This is a genomic window from uncultured Nostoc sp. (assembly GCF_937863485.1).
Classification (GTDB): domain Bacteria; phylum Cyanobacteriota; class Cyanobacteriia; order Cyanobacteriales; family Nostocaceae; genus Nostoc.
Genome location: NZ_CALMFY010000129.1, coordinates 1 through 17,896 on the forward strand (window position 1 = coordinate 1; position 17,896 = coordinate 17,896).

Consider the following 17,896-nt stretch of genomic DNA (forward strand, 5'->3'; position numbering starts at 1 on the left):
GTTTGTTTGTAAATTATTTTCTGTTTGGTTGGACACTCAAGCCGAAATCTTGAACTGTCGCTTAGCATTGATTGGCTTTCTTGCCTATTTACTTTGGGATTTTGCCGGCTATAGCGTCCTGCGTGACGTTTTACATTTGATTGGCTACTAGATAGAAATTAAACACCTAAAAAGTTACTAAATTTTGGAGAAACAAATGGCAACTAAAGAAACTCGTCCTTCTACTGACTTACCAGCTGTTGCAACAGAATACAACGGCGTAGATCGCAATGCTTTTCTGTTTGGCTTTACTCCTCAAGCCGAAATTTGGAATGGTCGCTTAGCAGCTATTGGCTTTCTTGCCTATTTACTGTGGGACTTAGCCGGCTATAGCGTCCTCCGCGATGTGCTACACCTCATTCAACATTAGTGATAACTGAGGAGTTATACCGATTACCTCTGAGGTAGCTCCAAAACAAGGGGATTTTGCCCCTTGTTCGTCTCACTAAGCTTGTTTTGTGCAGTTTCACAAAGAATTGGTATATTCGTCCTTATACCAATTTACCATCTATTACTAAAGCTTACAACCGCGTCGATCGTAATGCTTTTCTGTTTGGTTGGACTCCTCCCAAAATTTAATTGGTTACATAGTAGCAAAAAAGTCACCTAGTTATAGATGACTTATATATGATTACAATTTGATAAAAATTACTGAAATTCTAAACAGCGATTATTCATCAATACAACTGGGAATACCCAAAACGGCGCAGGGGAAATTAGAACCTAATGCATCAATCATCGGATGATTAATAGATTGGCAACCGAGAAACAGAATATCGGCAGCTTCTGATTCAACAACTTTCTTAAGTTCTGTGGAAATGCAGCCAAACCGCAAATGAGATTTAAAAGAACCCTGCCATTCTTCAGCCAGACTCCGGGCTTGCCAAAGAATTATATCTGCTTGTTGCACGGGAGTTACCACTGTCTGCAATTGGGGTTGAGTTAATACCAGTGTCACAGACTTTGATACTTCACTAACTTGACACTCTAATGAAGGCTGTTGTATTGGAAAACTCAAGATATTTGGATACTGGCTTTTTGAATTGTCTTCTAGCACATAAACGGCTTGAACTGTAACTTGTGCATTGGTGGCTAAACGCGTTTGATGGGCAATCCAGAAAGCAATATCTAATGCCGTATGACTGTTAGGAGATGCGTCATAGGCAACAATTAAGTTAACTGCTTTTTCTATTTGAGGTTTTTTAGAAAAAGGTTTTTTTGGTTCTGGCAATAGTACCATTTGTTCAATTAAGTCATTTCGACCTGTGGCACTTTGCAGACGTGCTAACATTGGCTTGATTTGCACAGCTTTACTTCTCCCAATGAAATGAATTAACAATGAGAAGCAGGGGGACAAATTTTGGATTTTGGACTTCGGCTACGCTCAGTCGAACGATTTTGGATTTTAGATTGAGTGACGATAACCAAAATCTCAAATCTGAAATTAGTCAAGGAAACCCCAATAATAACTGTATTACAGCCAAGGTCTTGGGGGTTCCTTCCATTGCCTACGGAGTTAGCTGACGGGCTAAGACTGGAAGGTGTCTCTCGTAAGATTAGCCCCAAACATTGGTTCCTCCGTTCCAAATCCAGCTTTCATGAATTTGAATTAGGCTACCCACTAAAAAAAATGATAATCTAATTTACTCGTCTTGGGCAAAATATCGATCAAGGAAATTTAAGGCGTGGTTGCGGAGTTCAAAATATTCTTTTGAGTTTCGCATGGCGGCGCGATCGCGTGGACGCTCAAAAGGAACTTCTAATATCTCCCCTATACTAGCAGCCGGACCATTGGTCATCAATACGATGCGATCGGACATATAAATTGCTTCATCTACATCGTGGGTAATCATCATCACTGCTTGCCGATTATTTTCCCAAATATCTAATACTTGCCGCTCCAATTTGCCACGAGTTAATGCATCTAGTGCCCCAAAAGGTTCATCCATCAGCAACATTTTGGGACGAATTGCTAAAGCTCTGGCAATACCTACTCGTTGTTTCATCCCTCCAGAAATTTCATCAGGATATTTGTCAGCCGCCGCCGTCAAGTTTACCATTGCCAAGTGTTGATTTACAATGCTAATTTTTTCAGCCCGATTAGCATTTTTTAACACTTCATCCACGGCTAAACGGATATTTTCTCGCACTGTTAACCAAGGTAACAGCGAATAGTTCTGAAATACCACCATCCTTTCGGCTCCTGGCTGACGAATTTCTTGTCCATCTAGCCTGACTGAGCCGGAAGTGGCTTTTTCTAACCCAGCTACTATCTTTAGTAGAGTTGATTTTCCACAACCTGAGTGACCAATTACAGAAATATATTCATCTTCACCAATCGTCAGATTAACCCCATCTAAAACGACAAAGTTATCTTTATCAGGTGTCGGATAAGACTTGACTAAATTTTCAATTTCTAAAAATCCAGGGCGGGACAGAACTTCGCTCTGGGTATTAATAGGTAATGAGGTATATTCCATCATCAAATGCTCCGGAAATAATTTAGTCATCAGTCAATATTTGAACTTGGAATTTAAGACATGAAAAAGTTAGTGGGAGCATTAGCCCTGATGGCAAAACTATTCAGATAGCCCACAGGATCACTGGGGTCGAAGCCTTTCTTATCTATAAATACCTCTGGTGGTTCGACCTTGTAATCATCCTTGGGACATTTGATGCCCATTTCAGATGCTATCTCGCGATATAAATCTGTTCTCCAACCTTGTGCAGCTAGTTTTTCAGCATTTTTGGGGAATTTCTTAATTTGTCCCCACCGCGCTGCTTGTGTCATCAACCAGATACTTCTTGATCTCCACAAAAATGTGGAGTGTTCTCCTGGCTGTTTGGGAAGGTTGTCAGGAATATCGAAGAAAATCGTGGTGTCAGCGGCTTTGATGGTGCGGTCTTTGCCATCAAAGCCGCCATAGTTGTAGTTGCCGAGAATTCCGGGACTAGTAAACTTCGCGATTGGGGCATCTTTCTTTTTAGGTCTAGCACCTGTAAAGGAACGGTCTGTTATCAGTTCAGCTACTTCTTGGCGATTTTCGACTTTGCTGCAATATTGGCAAGCTTCAATCATCGCCTTGACTAGTGAACGATAGGTTTTGGGATATTTGTTGATGAAAGATTCCATCACCCCCAATAGTCTATCTGGATGTCCCAACCAGACTTCTTTACCTTGTGCGAAGGTAAAGCCGATGTTTTCATTACCTGTTATTGCCCTTGTGTTCCAGGGTTCTGCAACCATGTAAGCTTGCATTGCACCAATCCGCACATTTGTCACCATTTGGGGCGGGGGAACGATGATGACGCGAAACTCTTTAAGCGGATCAACACCAGCGGCGGCAGATATGTAGCGGACAAAGTATTCGTAAATGGCAGAACTTAGAACAACTGCCCAAACTTTGCGTTCTGGCGGCTGCTGGTCAAAGTAGCCTCGGAAATCGCGCCCAAAGGCTTCTAAAGCACCATCACCATATTTTTCTTGATACTCGTACCACGGACGCAGCCCAAAATCCCACATGGCTTTGTTCATGGTCATGGCGTTACCGTGGCGGTGAATGGTCATAGCTGCACACAAGGGCGCATGGCGTGCGCCTTCGGCACCAATTCTGGCGTTGGTGACGGCACCAGATACTACGGGTGAAGCATCCAGGCGACCAAAAATTAAACCGTCACGGGAGGTGGCCCAACTGGCTTCGCGGTTGAGTGTGACGTTCAAACCATATTTGCGGAAGAAACCTTTTTTCCAGGCGATCGCAAATGGCGCACAATCATTAACGGGAACATAACCAACCGTGATCTCAGATTTTTCTAAGTCTTGGGATCTAACTACTGGTTGAACAGCTAAGGCTTCTTCAGTTAGTCCTTTGGCGGATCTATCTCCTGAAATTCCACAGGAGGACAGCGTTATTCCCGTTGTGGTTGCTCCTATTCCTTTGATAAAGTCTCGTCGAGTCCAGTTATTATCACCCATTCTTGTAGCTCCATTGGTGATTAATTTGGTTGTAGGGTAGGCTAACGCCAAGGCGCAAAGTTAAACAGCGTCTTAGCATCTTGAACCGAAAAAATTTAATCAGTTAGAAGCTGTAGGGCGGCGAGTTACTAATTCTTGGATTTTGCCTACGGCGTAATCTAGGATTAACCCAGTTAAGCCAATTATCAACACAGCTAAAAAGACTGAACTCAGGTTCAAGCGACTCCATTCATCCCAGACAAAAAAGCCGACCCCAATACCGCCTGTAAGCATTTCCACGGCGACGATTACTAGCCAAGCTATCCCTAAACTAATTCGTAAACCTGTAAAAATATACGGCAAACTTGCAGGCCAAATGATTTTTGTAATCCGTCGCCAACGGGGCATTTCCAGCACTCGTGCCACATCTAAATAATCTTTAGGAACGCTAGAAACTCCTAAGGCGGTATTAATAATTGTCGGCCATAAGGAAGTAATAAAAATGACAAAAATTGCGGAAGGATCTGCTAAATTGAAAATAGCTAAGGCGATGGGCAGCCAAGCTAAGGGCGATACGGGTTTAAAAATTTGAATGATCGGATTGAGCGCTAGCATTGCCGATCTGGACATGCCAATTAGAAACCCCAGAGGAATCGCTACTACTGCACCTAATAAAAAGCCCAGTAATACCCGGCGCAGACTTGCGATCAACAACCAACCAATTCCCAAGTTACCAGGGCCTCTTTGATAGAAGGGATTTAAGATGTAGTCTAGATTAGCAACTAGCGCTTCTGGTGGGGTGGGCATCAATTCATGGTTGGCAAGTGCAACAATCCACCACAACACAATTATTCCCAAGAAGCCCAACACAGGTAGAAAGAAGACATCTTTAAAAATGACAGGTTTTGCCTTTTTCCAAGCAGCTTGCCCAGCGATCGCAGCGATCACAGCCAAATTTAGTTGAAATATCATTTACGACCTCAACAGATTTAAGTGCAGGTACAAAAAATCCGAGCAGTACCAGCCTTGGACACCGATGAGATCGGAACATTATAAATATGCCGTCTCTTCAGTCTCCTCTCAATGCCTACGAAGTTAGCTGACGGGCTAGGGCTGAGAGATGCCCTTCTGAAGAAAGTTATGAGTATGAGTTATGAGTTAAATATTAATAACTTCTAACTCCTCACTCTCAACTTTTCACTTTCTCTAAGATACGCCCCACAATTTGGTTCCTCCGCTCCAGCGTTATGCACTGTCACACGCTGGATTAGGCTGACTTACTCTAATAGATACTAGTTATCAACAATATAACATCAATGCTCAGTAAAAGCCAACTGTACTATGATAAGTGTTGTTTATTTCAATACCTAAATCAAGTGCTTACCTTTGCTTTTCGGTAATTAATAAAATTTATAATTTTTTAGAATTTTAGCTGCGTTGTGAGTAAACTCATTGCACAGACAGCTAAACAACAATAGTCGAGTCAGGCATCAAAGTTGGTTACCTGCTTGTTTAACATTTGTTAATAAATATTATATTTTTTACAAGTTTTATATACAAATGGTTAATTTAGTAAAAAAAATCTATTCCTTTTGGTAGGTGAACTAAATTGCTTAATTTGGGTTAAGACCACTGAACTAGCTAAACTAATTGCATATGGAAGTTTACTCATCTATCTCTTAGCTGAATTTAACAAAATGGATTTTAGTCAAGTACTGGCTGAAAAAACGGACACCATCATAGATAAATGGATTGCAGCAGTTCGCAAGGATAGACGGATTGAAAGTGCTGATGACCTATCTTATACAGCGGTAAAGGATCATATCCCTGATGTTTTGAAAGCAATGGTAACGGTGCTTTCAAAACATCAGGCTAATGATATTAAGTCAATAGTTACTGCTAGTTTTCAGCATGGGGCTATTCGAGCGGAACAAGGTTTTGATCCAGCAGAAATTGCTAGAGAATATCATTTGCTGCGAACAGTAATATTTGATGCTATACAACCAGATTTATTAAACGGAACACCTGTAGAGATAATTCGTTCTATGCGTTTGATTGACGCTATTATAGACGAAGCGATCGCTCGGTGTTTCAAAAGTTATGTTGAGGAGCGGTTGCGAGAATTACAGCAGTTGCAGTCATCACTAAGACTCCATAATCAGGAACTCACACGCTTAATTAGTGCCAATCAAGAGTATCTTTCGCAACTAGCCCACGAATTGAAACATCCTCTAACTTCCATTATTGGTTACTCCGATCTATTTTTACGCCAACAACGACGAAAGACACAGGTGAAGGACACCTCTGCCAATTTAGAACATATTGAGCGGGTACTACGCAATGGTAGACAATTACTCCACCTGATCAATGATGTATTAGAACTTTCGCGGTATGATGCAGGACAGATAAAACTCCACCTAGCATCCACCGATGTGCGTGAATTAATCAATAATGTGTGTGAAATGTTGGAACCTTTAGCTGCTGGGAAAAATTTAAAAATCGTAGTAGATTGCGATCGCGTTCCCAAAGAATTAATCACAGATTCTTTTCAATTCCAACAAATTGCTACAAATCTTATCAGTAATGCGATTCGCTATACAGAGTTGGGGACTGTTATTATAATGTGTCAGGTGTTGGAGAACCAGAGATGGGCGATCGCAGTTTGTGACACTGGAATTGGCATTGCACCCGAAAACCAAGCCCAGATATTTGAACCCTACTTTCGCGTCAGTTTTAGCGATCGTCCCTATCTCCCTGATAGTACAGGATTGGGATTAGCGATCGTTTCCCGCTTGGTGAAACTACTACAAGGTACAATTAACCTAGTATCTGAAGTAGGAGTTGGTTCTACCTTTACGGTAATTTTGCCTTTAGAAATAGAGAGTTGATTTCGCGCCAAGACGTAAAATTTTTCTCTGCACCTCTGCGTGAAATCAAAAAACATTTTTACAATAAACCTTGTTTTTTTAACTTAGCTAGCGCATCCTCAGCAGCAGCTTTCTCTGCATCTTTCTTATTGCGTCCTTTACCTTCTCCGTAAATTGTTCCATCTACCAATACTTTTGCGATGAATTCTGGCGCGTGAGAAGGGCCTCCTATGTGTTCTGTGAAATATTTAGGAGGAGTTGGGGTAACATTGCGTTGCACCCATTCTTGAAAGCGATTTTTTGAGTCTACATTAGAACGAGACACAACTATATGCTTAGGATCTACAGAATCAAATAGCGGTTCTATAATTGCGCGAACTGCATCAATATCTGAATTTTTATCCAAATAGTAAGCACCAAGGACTGCTTCAAAGGTGCTACTGAGCAAATTAGGATTTTGGTAGCCTCCGTCTCGAATTGCGCCTTTTCCTAACCGCATCCTAAAGTCTAAACCGACTTCCTCGGCGAACTTTGCCAATTGCTTCTCATCTACCAGCGCCGAACGCCGCCGCGTTAATTCATCTTCTCCCATTTCTGCGTGACAATTATATAGATACTCACCACTTAAGAAATTCAGCAAAGCATCACCAAGAAACTCTAAGCGTTCGTTATGTTCGCCTTCTCCAGGGTTTTCATGGACATAAGAACGGTGGGTAAGCGAACGGCGGAGAAGTTTTTCATCATGGAATATCAGAAGTTTGTGCATTTTTATCTTGTATCTTGTTGCATAAATTGACTGTTGGGAAATTATACAAATGTGATTTTATTCAGACAGCAAAAAACCGCAATTTGCGGTGTCTTTACAAAACCCAGTTGAGTAAAAAACTGGGTTTTTCAAAGCTATTTTAGGCGGTTAGTATATCTAACTCAGTTAAAAATAACTCCTGATTTTGCTTTCGGACTTTGCCATCCTTTACAGCAACATCAATAAACTGGCTAAAATTCTTAAATTTTTTGCCATCAGATGTATAAATAGATGAACATCCTTGATATTTAGCACAAAGATGACGCATCAATTTATCAATGTGACCAAATACGGTAGGTTTACCTTGGTTTAAAGCAGTGTTGATAGCTTCAATTAGATACTCTATAGCTTCATTGTAATTAATTTGGGACACAACAGAAATAATTTGAGGCTGATTTTTCTCACTAATTAATTGGGGTAAATCATCTAAAAAATAAAATTCATCAGCCAATTCTTTAAGCTTTTGTTTGACATTACCTATTTGAGCAAGGATGATAGCTTGTTTTCCTAATTTTTGCAGATTATGAATCAATTTTACAAAGTCTCCATCTCCTGATATGAGCATAATTTTATCTGGAGACATATTACTGTGAATCTCCTCTAAGCAATCGGCTATTAATTGGTTATCTGCACTATTTTTTAAAGGACAGGGAACATTAACACAGTTAAAACCAAGATTGCCTAAATCATTCTTTACAGTAGCTTGATTTTCACGCTGTGAATTGTAGTAGACATTTATGCTACTTACACGCCCTTTAGATTGGGCTAAATTCAGCAATAATTTAGCCTGAGATGGACTTAATTTAGCGTTTTGATAATCCCAATAAATGGAAACTAGAGGTAGCTTCTGGCTTGTTTGTTTTTTGGAAGATTGATTAGCGTGTGGCATTGTAATATATCCAGTGTTCTTTGGTAAACTGAACAGCTTCAACAAATCACACATCTATCAGTAGCAGAACTTTATCCGAAGATTTTATACTCAAAAAGTACTTACTTTCCTGCGATAAAGCTCTTTACAGTCGCTTTCCTTTGGTTTAAGTCTCAGCCGTAGAATTCCTAGTTTCCTAGCAAGTTTCGCGTCATCCTTTCCCCTGAACATTCACCCAAACATCTTGTCTTCCCGTTGAAAGTCTAGTCAATCAGTTGACTTGACATTGGGCTGAATATTCAGCCAAAGGGATGACACGAAGCTCGGCAGGAAACTAGGAATTCTGCTGCTGAGACAACACCAAAAACCTGCGCTTTAGAGTGCGGTTATTTTGCTGTCGTTAAATATACATTGCCATACTTTATACTAGATGTCAATAAGTTATTCATGAAGATTCTTCAAAGCGATCGCTCATATCTATCAAGTTTTAAAATCATCTATGCAGAAGTGTTGAATGTTAAGAAATCTGCTATCAAAATAGCCGAAGATATTTTGAAATTTGGGCTAACTTTTTAAAGATAATGATTATAAATTAATTTTTCTAGATTGTAAAAAATATCCTTAGCCCTTTGCCTAAAAATGATTATCCAGTTTTGAATAGCCGTCTTATTGTTGAGTGTTGGTTAGTTTATGCACTGGATAATAGTTGAACGAGTATGCATGATTTTTTAAAAAAATCGAATTAGACATCTGGTGAAAAAAGAGACGTAGCACTGCTACGTCTCTACAAGGGTTCTGGATAAGCTATATTTAATTTCTGGAGATTGTCTATTCGACTCTATGGTTAATCAATCGGGTCAGCACCGATCGCACCAATAGCTGCTTTAGCGATCGCGATATCCTGCTCAACGGTGCCACCACCCACGCCAATGGCTCCTACATGCACGCCACCAAAACGGATAGGCAGACCACCCCCAAGATTGGTTAACAAATTTCCAGATGCTAAGGGTAATGCCACTGCTAGGTTATCTGAGAATGTCCCAGTGGGGCGGCGGATTGAAGCAGCGGTTTGGGCTTTGCGTTTGCTGGTTTCGATGCTATGGGGAGTTGCCCCATCACCATGCACAAAGGCAATCAGAGTCAAAAACGAGTTGTAAACAGCAATAGATACGCCAACTCCGAGACTGCGGCTTTCTTTTAAAGCAGCTTTAGCAGCTGCTAGTGCCGTATCAACTGTGATTAATTCAACAGTTCTAGTAGACGCAGATGTTTGTACCATGATTATTAAATCCCGACTCCAACTGTTTGCCGTTCTCGCCGTGCGACTTCTGCATGTACTAAAGGAATGACATCACGCCCATAAGCGATCGCATCCTCTAGGGGATCAAAGCCCCGGATTAACAAGGTAGTCACACCCGCATCGTAGTAATCAACTAAAGCCTCTGCTACTTGTTCTGGTGTACCCACTAAAGCTGTAGTGTTGCCTGCCGCACCAGTAGCTGCTGCGATCGGTGTCCATAGACGCTTATCGTAAACCTCATTTTTGGCTGCAAAATCCAGCAGACGTTGTGACCCTACCGCCTGGGGTCTAGCTGGGGTAGCTATTTTCGCCCCTCCTCGCAAGTCTTGAATTCGCGCTAAAATGCTATGTGCTTTCTCCCAAGCCTGTTGTTCTGTAGCACCAAGAATAGGTCGCAGGGAGACGCTGAAGCGAACAGAACGACCGGGTGGTAAGGCAGCACGTACCTCTGCTATTCGTTCTTTAACTGCGGCAATTGGCTCACCCCACAAGGCGTAAACATTACTGTGTTTAGCTCCTACCTGTACGGCTGGGCCAGATGCACCACCAAAGTAAAGCGGGATGTGGGGCTTTTGCAGCGGCTTGATCGCTGAGAAAGCATCCTTGAGTCGGTAAAATTCACCTTCGTAATCAAAGGGAGTGTCGCTTGTCCAGATGCGACGAAGGATTTCTAAATATTCATCGGTGCGGCGGTAGCGGCTGTCATGATCCAGCCAGTCGCCATCTTTCTGCTGGTCAGCATCACTGCCACCAGTAATAATATGTATTGCTATCCGACCGTTGGTAAAATGGTCAAGGGTAGCTGCCTTGCGAGCTGCCAAAGTTGGAGCCACAAAACCCGGACGATGAGCAATCAAAAAGCCCAATCGCTCAGTTGCTGAAGCTGCGAAACTAGCAATAGTCAAGCCATCAGGGCTACTAGAACTATAGCCAATCAATACTTTGTCAAAACCTCCTTCTTCATGAGCTTTGGCAAATTCACGAACATAAGCTGGATCAATGATGTCATCGCCCAGACTACTTGCTCCACTATTTAATTCCGAAGCCGGTTTTGTCCGGATCAATCCAATAAATTCAACTGGCATAATTAATTCTCCTGAAAATGTTGGGGAGTGGGGGTGAGAGGACAAGGGGACAAGGAGGATAAGCAGATATAACCAATGCCCAATGCCCAATACAACTCTTGGAGAGGCTGCGCCCTAAGCGTAGCTATGCCGCAGGCTTTACGGCAACTCTTAGAGACGCTCTTGCGTTCGCTCAGTACAAGTGCCCCATGCCCAATACCTAATCAAATAAGTCTGGTTGGTCGTGGGTAATTTCATCCCACAAATACTGGAATCCACCCCAGCCTGCTTGGTGAGTACCACCGCGTTGTTGTATTTTTAAGGCGATGTCGTGGTCAATCAGGATGGGTTTTCCTACGGCTTCTGCTAGCAATTGCGCCTTAGCAGTATCCTCTAACCTGATGTACCACCAAGCGGCTTCATCCACACTGTGTCCCACGGTCAATATTCCGTGGTTGCGTAAAATCGCAGCTTTGTTTTTGCCTAGTCCCTGAGCAATGCGTTTTCCTTCACTTGTCTCCAATACAATGCCTGTAAAATCATCAAATAGAGCATGATCTTGGTAGAAAGCACAGGAATCTTGGGTAATCGGGTTGAGCAACCGACCCAAAGTTGACCAAGTTTTGCCGTAGAAGGAATGGGCATGAGCCGCTGCGATGACATCAGGGCGGGCTTCATGGATTTGAGAGTGAATGGCAAACGCTGCTTGACTAACTTTGCCTTCACCTTGGACTACCTGACCTTCACTATTCACTAGTATCAGGTCTGATACCCGAATGCGACTGAAATGTATCCCAAAGGGATTGACCCAAAAGTGATCCGTAAGTTCGGGATCACGGGCAGTGATGTGTCCTGCCAATCCTTGAGCAAAACCTAAACGTGCAAATACCCGAAAGGCTGCTGCCAAGCGTTCTTGGCGATGGCGACGCTCCGATTCAATGGAGACGAAGGTCGGTGGTTGAAAGGGATTGCTGCTGGGGCGGACGAGAGAAGTTTGCACCATAATTTTCAACTCCTACGGATGAATTAGGTAGACGGTGCTGCCTCACTGCTGGTGGGAGCGTCAAGGTTTGTCGTATAGACATCGCTTCACCATTAAACTAGCGAGACAACAAATGATTTATGGTTATGGCTCAATAGGCGATCGCAGTTTTTACCGCTGCAAATACGTATTGTTCAATCAATGTTCAGTGGACAACGCTACAAATAACTTTTAGCTGATAACCGTAAATACGTTACTAATTACTTGATATCAGATTTTAAACTACCTAGTAACAACAAATTTCTTAACTAGAGTAGTGATACTATCAAACAAACTACGGTAAGTCAATATGTTTACAGTTGTTTAAACTACAATGAAGTTATCACAGTTCATTTAAATAAGCAAGCTCAATATGGAGTTCTGTTGAAAAATATACTTGAGGGGAATGTTATCTCTGTTGTATGGAGACTGTTGCGATTCGTTAAGCTGTGGAGCGATCGCTGAAATTTGCAGTACCTACGGCGGTAAGGTAGGCACGGTTTTTTAGGTTATTACTAGGACTAGTCCTATTAAGGTTTTGCACAAGGCGATCGCAAACGTGATCTGCTTCAGGTATAGGGATGCTGTAAAGTTGTTGTAAACTTGATAGCAATAAAAAAAACAGACCGTGATCGTCCCATCAAGCAGTAGAGCGTTTGTAGCAAGTCATAACAGTAGTTTGAGCTTTACCAGCCTCGCAGAACTATTAAGTGGAAACTTGCTTGCAGAAGTGGATCTTTGTCGGGCTGTAGTAAGTTTAAAGCTAAGGCAAGACAAAAAAGGGTCGATGGGTCAGTTTCTGACTCCCGCTTCAGTAGCAGAATTGATGGCTGGAATGTTTAACAGGCTGGATTTGCCTGAAATATCTTTGCTTGATGCTGGAGCAGGAATCGGTTCATTACTAGCCGCTTTTGTGTCAAAAGTATGCCAGCATCGACAACACACGTCAAGTTTACGCGTTGTAGCATACGAAATTGACCCTCTTCTAATTGGATATTTGCATCAGACTCTAAAGCTATGTGAAAGGGAATGTCAACATGTGGGTATTTCCTTCAATTACGAAATTCGTGAGACTGATTTTATCCAAGATGCAGTCAAGTTGCTTCAGGTTGGTTTATTGAATAGTGCAAACGCAACAGAATTTACTCATGCTATTCTCAACCCGCCTTATTTGAAAATCAATGCTCATTCCAAGGTGCGCGAATTGCTGCGTTCCATCGGTTTGGAAACTAGCAATCTTTATACTGGTTTTATGGCTGCTACAGCACAACTTCTAAAACAAAATGGAGAGTTTGTAGCAATTACCCCGCGCAGTTTTTGCAATGGGCCCTATTTCCGTGACTTTCGCAAGATGTTTTTAGAGATGATGGCTTTACAACAAGTACATCTTTTTGAGTCACGGCAAGAAGCATTTAGTGATGATGATGTTTTGCAGGAAACTATCATCATCCAAGCTACAAAACAAACGCAAAAGTCTAGCAGCGTCATCATCAATACCAGTTTTGGTGTTAATGATGACTTGATCCTGTCACACTCTGTACCATACCTGGACTTAGTTCACCCCGATGATCTAGAGCAGTTTATTCATATTATTCCAGATAAGATTAGCCAGCAAATCGTTCAGCGAATGGTACTTTTCACCTGCACGTTGAAAGATTTAGGGCTAACAGTTTCAACCGGACGGGTAGTAGATTTCCGAGCAAAAAATTACTTAAGGACAAATTCAGAAAACAATACCGTTCCTTTAATTTATCCGGTGAATTTATCGAATAGATATGTAGAGTATCCAAAAATCACCAAAAAGCCTCAAGCGATAGTGCATATAGAAGAAACAGCGAATCTTCTAATACCAAATGAACATTATGTCTTATGCAAAAGATTCTCATCCAAAGAAGAGAAAAGGCGTGTTGTTGCAGTAGTTTATAATGCCGACCAATTTAATTATGCCTATGTGGGCTTTGAAAATCACTTGAATTACTTTCATAAAGATGGGCGTGGACTTAGCCTTACCTTGGCTCGTGGGCTTGCTGTTTATCTCAATTCAACCCTAGTCGATGCTTTTTTTCGGTTGTTCAATGGGCATACTCAGGTTAATGCAACGGATTTGCGAAAATTAAAGTACCCTAATTTAGAACAGCTATTCTCATTAGGGACGGGGATTAAAGAGCAGTTTCCTTCCTTGCGGGAAATTGATGAACTTATGGAAAATAAGCTACTGAGTATGTCGAATCAGTCAGAGAATAATCCAATTGCAACTAAGTCTCGAATTGATGAAGCACTACAAATATTGACACAATTGGGCTTTCCACGATCACAGCTTAACGAACGGTCAGCTTTAACTCTCTTAGCGTTACTTGATTTAAAACCGACAGACTCTTGGGAATTAGCAACTTCCCCTTTGATGGGAATTACGCCGATGATGGACTTTATGGCTCAACATTATGGCAAAAGCTATAAGCCCAATACACGGGAAACAGTTCGTCGCCAGACAGTGCATCAATTTCTGGATGCAGCTTTGATAATTGCTAATCCAGATGATTTAAGTCGCCCTATCAACAGTCCCAAAACTGTATATCAAATTGAAAACAGTGCGCTAGAACTATTACGAACCTACGGTACTGACGAATGGGAAAAGAGCATTTGCACCTACCTTGCTTCGGTTGAAACTCTGAAAAAGCAGTATGCTCAAGAACGTGAAATGTCCCGTATTCCGATAGTGATTGTAGGGGAAATTAAAACTTTATCGCCAGGTGGTCAGAATATTCTGATTGAAAAAATTATTAATGATTTTGCCCCTCGTTTTACTCTTAGTGGAAAGCTTATCTATGTTGGCGATACAGATGAAAAGTTCGCCCACTTCGATGAAGCAGCATTGGCAGATTTAGGCGTTAACATCGATTTCCACGGCAAAATGCCAGATGTGATCATTCACTTCACAACAAATAATTGGTTGGTGCTGATTGAAGCTGTAACCTCACATGGCCCAATTAATCCTAAACGGAAGAAGGAACTTGAAGTCTTATTCAGAGGTGCCCAAATACCTCTGGTGATGGTAACAACATTTCTCAGTCGTAAGGCAATGGTGGCATTTCTGGCAGAGATTGCTTGGGAAACGGATGTTTGGGTTGCTGAAGATTCAACTCACCTAATTCATTTCAATGGTGAATATCTATTGCAGGCTTACCAAAGAGAAAAGAAGCAAACTTCCTGAATATACAGCAGAATTCAGGTGTCTGTGTAACATTTATAGCGTAATACGGTTCACTTAAGGCTTAACTCTTATCAAAGTCATTTTTTTAACGAATAGCCATCTCTGCGAGAGGCTTCCGCCAACGCGTAGCGTCTCCTAGAGAAGGACGCAAAGGAAGAGAAGAAAAAATGCTTAACTGAACTGTAATGATTTATAGCGCTAATTTAGGCTGCTTAAAAAAATCGAATAATTTTGCGGACATGATCGATAAATTGCCCGTCAGTTGAAAGTTAAGCGATGTCTACGACGGGCTACGCCTACGCATTTCGTGGTTCTCTTCTCAAACCCTTATCTTCAAGCCTCTGCTGGAAATGCTGCTCATTGCGGTGGCAGAGTCGGCAAGTAAGGGAGGCAGAGCCTCAATGAAGGGCATTCCCAGTCTGAGACTGGGAATGAGTTAATGTCTCATTTCTTAAACCTGAATCAAATTACTAGTTTACATATCTTGTTTGTATTCTTCTAATAATTGCGGAATGTGATCATACCCATCTACACCAATAATCGCAATGATTTTAGGACGATGTTGCTGTAAGAACTTTTGGAAAGCTTCTGCCCCTATTTGTCCTTGCAAAATTGTCAGTAACCCTGCCGGTTGATGCCACTCACTAGAAGCAATTTGCTCTAAAAGATACATTCCCAAGCAGCCTGTGTAAACAGTTTTTTCAGAATTTTGTAGATGATAATAAGCTTCTGCCAAATAAGCTAAGTTCCGCCCTTGCAGATACAAATCGCCGGAAAATTGCGCTGTTTTAAAGCCATCTTCAAGATATTTAATTGCCGTTTGGTGTTGTCCAATTACTAAATAGGCAATTCCTAAGCTGCTGACACATAGGGCTTTACTTTGAATATCGCCTAATTTTTCTGATAATTTTAAACCTTGTTCCAAATAATTAATTGCGGCTTCATAGGTTTCTGGTTCTAGGTTTTCCAATTCCTGAGCCTGCATGACTTCGCTGTAACCTAAATTTACCAGCGCGTTGGCTTCTCCTGTGCGATCGCCTGCTTGCCGACTCAGTATTAATGCTCGTTGACTGTAGTTGATTGCCTCAGGATAATTTTGCTGTTGCACGTAGGTACGGCTAAGGTGGTTGAGATTGGCAATTTCACAGGGGCGATCGCCTGCATTCCTGGCGATCTCCAGCGCCTGCTGATGAAAATCAAGTGAGCGCTGATATTGTCCCAAAGCACGCTGAGAATAGCCTAAAAGTGTCAAAATTCGCGCCTTTTCCTGGGTTCCCTCGCCTCGTCGCAGGGGTTCATCCAAATAATCTAGGGCATCTCGCAAATAAGTGCCAGTAAAAGAGGCAAAAATCCCGCCGTAAAAAGGAAAATACGGACGTTGGGCAAAGGTTCGCAAAATCTGGAGCATAATTTGAGAACAGGCATCGCCGTACACGGTCCCAATGCTGCCAAAACCACTTGCTAACTGACTCCAAATCACTGCAAAGGTCAAAAAAGTGGAAATGGACAACTTTGGCCCGGCTTTAACATCGTAAGCTTGTTGGTCAAACCAGTTAATTAGTCCCCGTTGCAAGTACTGTAAAATCAATGCCATTTCCACCCAATCTCTGAGGGTGATTCCCCGTTGTCGCTGGGCAAACTCAATTGCTGATTCTTCCATAGCCAAGGTGCGAAGCAGTGCTTGCGGTAATTCACTATTGAGTTGTTTAGCCCAACTTGCCCAAGGTCCACGTTCTCCCGGTACGCCGCCAAATCCTAGAGATTCTTTTTGTTCGTACATCCAACTGAGCAAGTTGTCTTGCAATCGCTGCCAAGAAGCTAAACCACGGGTAATACCTTCAGAAAATTGTTCTAAATCAGAATCTACCTGAGCAAATTGCTGTAATGCTTTTGACAATTGCTGTAGCTGTTGCAAATTTAGCGGATACTTCTGATTGGGGTCAGTAACCCGTAAAAATACCGCCAGCCGCTCGTCTGCCGCAGATGTGGTAATTTCTGTAACTGCGGAGGCGATCGCTTCTGTGGCTTTGTTTTGCTCTTGCCAGCGTTGCCATTGACTTTGAATGGTTTTAATGGCTCTCAAACTCCGAGTCGCCTTACCTTTCTTAAGTTCGTCTTTTTCACTATCTACTTGGCTTTGGAGGGCATTCAGGCGATCGCTCAAAGCTAGCTCAAAGACTTCCCCTGTACCGGAAGTAATTCCTTTAAGCAGCATTTGATACACCATATCAACAGAGCTAATTTTGCCCTTGAGGGTGGTTTCGACAATTTCATCGATTAAGGCAAGATAGCGATCGCGCAATGGCAGAGATTCTGACACTTTGGCTATTAGAGAACGTCACGTCAATTCTAATTCTAGTCTTGACAGAGGCGCAGGAGTGGGGAAAATCGGGAATTTCAGTAGTTCAAAAGTTTTCCAGAAGCTTTATCAGCCTTTCATTTGAACTAGGAAACGCAATCCGCCGAAATCAACTGATGATTTGCTGCTCATTTACCTCAGTTCTGGATGGACTTTCCTGTGAGCGCGATTACTCGCGATCTCCAGCCTGAAAAACATTGGCTAAAACCCTTATTTTTCCAGTTACTTTTTTTAAATACTGAAAGTTTTTAAGTATTTTAACTCTTTTATTCGTAATTACTTTATTTATAAAAAATAACAATATATCCAATCTTAATTATTACTTTTAACAGTAAATTTTAAAACTCAATAAGTATAATAAACAATTATTTAACCCCCAAGGAGTAGCTTTAAAACCCTATTAAGCA

General features: G+C 41.8%; 15 protein-coding genes, 2 pseudogenes and 2 riboswitches. Of the genes and pseudogenes, 6 read left to right on the top strand and 11 right to left on the bottom strand.

The window, feature by feature from the left end; all coding sequences use genetic code 11:
* Both Q0541_RS34495 and Q0541_RS17125 read left to right on the top strand, forming a co-directional pair.
* Positions 1-151: pseudogene (locus Q0541_RS34495) on the top strand (high light inducible protein); the annotation flags it as partial.
* 45 nt (positions 152-196) lie between these two features.
* A complete protein-coding gene (locus Q0541_RS17125) occupies positions 197-409 on the top strand; it encodes a high light inducible protein (protein ID WP_298912384.1) in 213 nt (70 codons plus the stop codon).
* A 300-nt stretch (positions 410-709) separates the two neighbouring features.
* On the opposite strand, the gene Q0541_RS17130 is transcribed toward Q0541_RS17125, so the two are convergent.
* The 4 genes from Q0541_RS17130 to ntrB form a co-directional block, all read right to left on the bottom strand.
* Positions 710-1,330, bottom strand: a complete 621-nt coding sequence (locus Q0541_RS17130) for a universal stress protein (protein WP_298912448.1) — start codon at positions 1,328-1,330, stop codon at positions 710-712.
* Positions 1,331-1,532: 202 nt separating this feature from the next.
* Positions 1,533-1,665: riboswitch (cyclic di-AMP (ydaO/yuaA leader) on the bottom strand.
* A 17-nt stretch (positions 1,666-1,682) separates the two neighbouring features.
* Positions 1,683-2,519: a nitrate ABC transporter ATP-binding protein gene (locus tag Q0541_RS17135; RefSeq protein ID WP_298912451.1), complete on the bottom strand. Its 837-nt coding sequence runs from the start codon at positions 2,517-2,519 to the stop codon at positions 1,683-1,685.
* Between the two features lie 53 nt (positions 2,520-2,572).
* Positions 2,573-4,015: an ABC transporter substrate-binding protein gene (locus tag Q0541_RS17140; RefSeq protein WP_298912386.1), complete on the bottom strand. Its 1,443-nt coding sequence runs from the start codon at positions 4,013-4,015 to the stop codon at positions 2,573-2,575.
* Between the two features lie 99 nt (positions 4,016-4,114).
* A complete protein-coding gene (gene ntrB / locus Q0541_RS17145; RefSeq protein WP_298912389.1) occupies positions 4,115-4,966 on the bottom strand; it encodes a nitrate ABC transporter permease in 852 nt (283 codons plus the stop codon).
* A 97-nt stretch (positions 4,967-5,063) separates the two neighbouring features.
* Positions 5,064-5,278: riboswitch (cyclic di-AMP (ydaO/yuaA leader) on the bottom strand.
* A 413-nt stretch (positions 5,279-5,691) separates the two neighbouring features.
* Between ntrB and Q0541_RS17150 the strand changes: the two genes are divergently transcribed.
* The gene (locus Q0541_RS17150) at positions 5,692-6,882 is read left to right on the top strand and encodes a sensor histidine kinase (RefSeq protein ID WP_298912392.1); all 1,191 of its coding nucleotides are present in this window, start codon (positions 5,692-5,694) and stop codon (positions 6,880-6,882) included.
* 58 nt (positions 6,883-6,940) lie between these two features.
* Here Q0541_RS17150 and rnc read toward each other — a convergent pair whose 3' ends face one another.
* Both rnc and Q0541_RS17160 read right to left on the bottom strand, forming a co-directional pair.
* Complete coding sequence (gene rnc / locus Q0541_RS17155; RefSeq protein ID WP_273763274.1) at positions 6,941-7,627, bottom strand: ribonuclease III; 687 nt, start codon at positions 7,625-7,627, stop codon at positions 6,941-6,943.
* 139 nt (positions 7,628-7,766) lie between these two features.
* Complete coding sequence (locus Q0541_RS17160) at positions 7,767-8,555, bottom strand: NYN domain-containing protein (RefSeq protein WP_298912397.1); 789 nt, start codon at positions 8,553-8,555, stop codon at positions 7,767-7,769.
* Between the two features lie 426 nt (positions 8,556-8,981).
* Here Q0541_RS17160 and Q0541_RS17165 point away from each other — a divergent pair, with 426 nt between their 5' ends.
* Together Q0541_RS17165 and Q0541_RS17170 are read left to right on the top strand one after the other, a co-directional pair.
* A complete protein-coding gene (locus tag Q0541_RS17165; RefSeq protein WP_298912400.1) occupies positions 8,982-9,110 on the top strand; it encodes a hypothetical protein in 129 nt (42 codons plus the stop codon).
* A gap of 29 nt (positions 9,111-9,139) precedes the next feature.
* Positions 9,140-9,241: pseudogene (locus Q0541_RS17170) on the top strand (IS4 family transposase); the annotation flags it as partial.
* Between the two features lie 137 nt (positions 9,242-9,378).
* Here Q0541_RS17170 and Q0541_RS17175 read toward each other — a convergent pair.
* From Q0541_RS17175 to Q0541_RS17190, 4 genes are all read right to left on the bottom strand, one after another.
* The gene (locus Q0541_RS17175) at positions 9,379-9,813 is read right to left on the bottom strand and encodes a heme-binding protein (RefSeq protein WP_298912403.1); all 435 of its coding nucleotides are present in this window, start codon (positions 9,811-9,813) and stop codon (positions 9,379-9,381) included.
* Between the two features lie 5 nt (positions 9,814-9,818).
* On the bottom strand, positions 9,819-10,919 hold the full coding sequence (locus tag Q0541_RS17180; protein WP_298912406.1) for an LLM class flavin-dependent oxidoreductase: 1,101 nt from the start codon (positions 10,917-10,919) through the stop codon (positions 9,819-9,821).
* A 199-nt stretch (positions 10,920-11,118) separates the two neighbouring features.
* Entirely contained in the window at positions 11,119-11,901 is a 783-nt protein-coding gene (locus Q0541_RS17185; RefSeq protein ID WP_298912409.1) for a class II aldolase/adducin family protein, read from the bottom strand.
* A gap of 460 nt (positions 11,902-12,361) precedes the next feature.
* The gene (locus tag Q0541_RS17190; RefSeq protein WP_298912412.1) at positions 12,362-12,532 is read right to left on the bottom strand and encodes a hypothetical protein; all 171 of its coding nucleotides are present in this window, start codon (positions 12,530-12,532) and stop codon (positions 12,362-12,364) included.
* Between the two features lie 66 nt (positions 12,533-12,598).
* Between Q0541_RS17190 and Q0541_RS17195 the strand changes: the two genes are divergently transcribed.
* Positions 12,599-15,130 carry a BsuBI/PstI family type II restriction endonuclease gene (locus Q0541_RS17195; protein ID WP_298912415.1) on the top strand — a complete coding sequence of 844 codons (2,532 nt, stop codon included), beginning with the start codon at positions 12,599-12,601 and terminating at the stop codon, positions 15,128-15,130.
* Positions 15,131-15,605: 475 nt separating this feature from the next.
* Here the strand turns inward: Q0541_RS17195 and Q0541_RS17200 are convergent, their stop codons facing one another.
* A complete protein-coding gene (locus Q0541_RS17200; RefSeq protein WP_298912418.1) occupies positions 15,606-17,450 on the bottom strand; it encodes a tetratricopeptide repeat protein in 1,845 nt (614 codons plus the stop codon).
* Positions 17,451-17,896 lie beyond the last annotated feature (446 nt).

Excerpts from the sequence above, each read along its gene's own strand:
- Q0541_RS17175 (WP_298912403.1), bottom strand. The coding sequence starts at position 9,813 with ATGGTACAAACATCTGCGTCTACTAGAACTGTTGAATTAATCACAGTT.
- Q0541_RS17160 (WP_298912397.1), bottom strand. The coding sequence starts at position 8,555 with ATGCCACACGCTAATCAATCTTCCAAAAAACAAACAAGCCAGAAGCTA.
- Q0541_RS17185 (WP_298912409.1), bottom strand. The coding sequence starts at position 11,901 with ATGGTGCAAACTTCTCTCGTCCGCCCCAGCAGCAATCCCTTTCAACCA.
- Q0541_RS17150 (WP_298912392.1), top strand. The coding sequence starts at position 5,692 with ATGGATTTTAGTCAAGTACTGGCTGAAAAAACGGACACCATCATAGAT.
- Q0541_RS17140 (WP_298912386.1), bottom strand. The coding sequence starts at position 4,015 with ATGGGTGATAATAACTGGACTCGACGAGACTTTATCAAAGGAATAGGA.
- ntrB (WP_298912389.1), bottom strand. The coding sequence starts at position 4,966 with ATGATATTTCAACTAAATTTGGCTGTGATCGCTGCGATCGCTGGGCAA.
- Q0541_RS17165 (WP_298912400.1), top strand. The coding sequence starts at position 8,982 with ATGAAGATTCTTCAAAGCGATCGCTCATATCTATCAAGTTTTAAAATC.
- Q0541_RS17130 (WP_298912448.1), bottom strand. The coding sequence starts at position 1,330 with ATGTTAGCACGTCTGCAAAGTGCCACAGGTCGAAATGACTTAATTGAA.
- Q0541_RS17135 (WP_298912451.1), bottom strand. The coding sequence starts at position 2,519 with ATGGAATATACCTCATTACCTATTAATACCCAGAGCGAAGTTCTGTCC.
- rnc (WP_273763274.1), bottom strand. The coding sequence starts at position 7,627 with ATGCACAAACTTCTGATATTCCATGATGAAAAACTTCTCCGCCGTTCG.
- Q0541_RS17125 (WP_298912384.1), top strand. The coding sequence starts at position 197 with ATGGCAACTAAAGAAACTCGTCCTTCTACTGACTTACCAGCTGTTGCA.
- Q0541_RS17180 (WP_298912406.1), bottom strand. The coding sequence starts at position 10,919 with ATGCCAGTTGAATTTATTGGATTGATCCGGACAAAACCGGCTTCGGAA.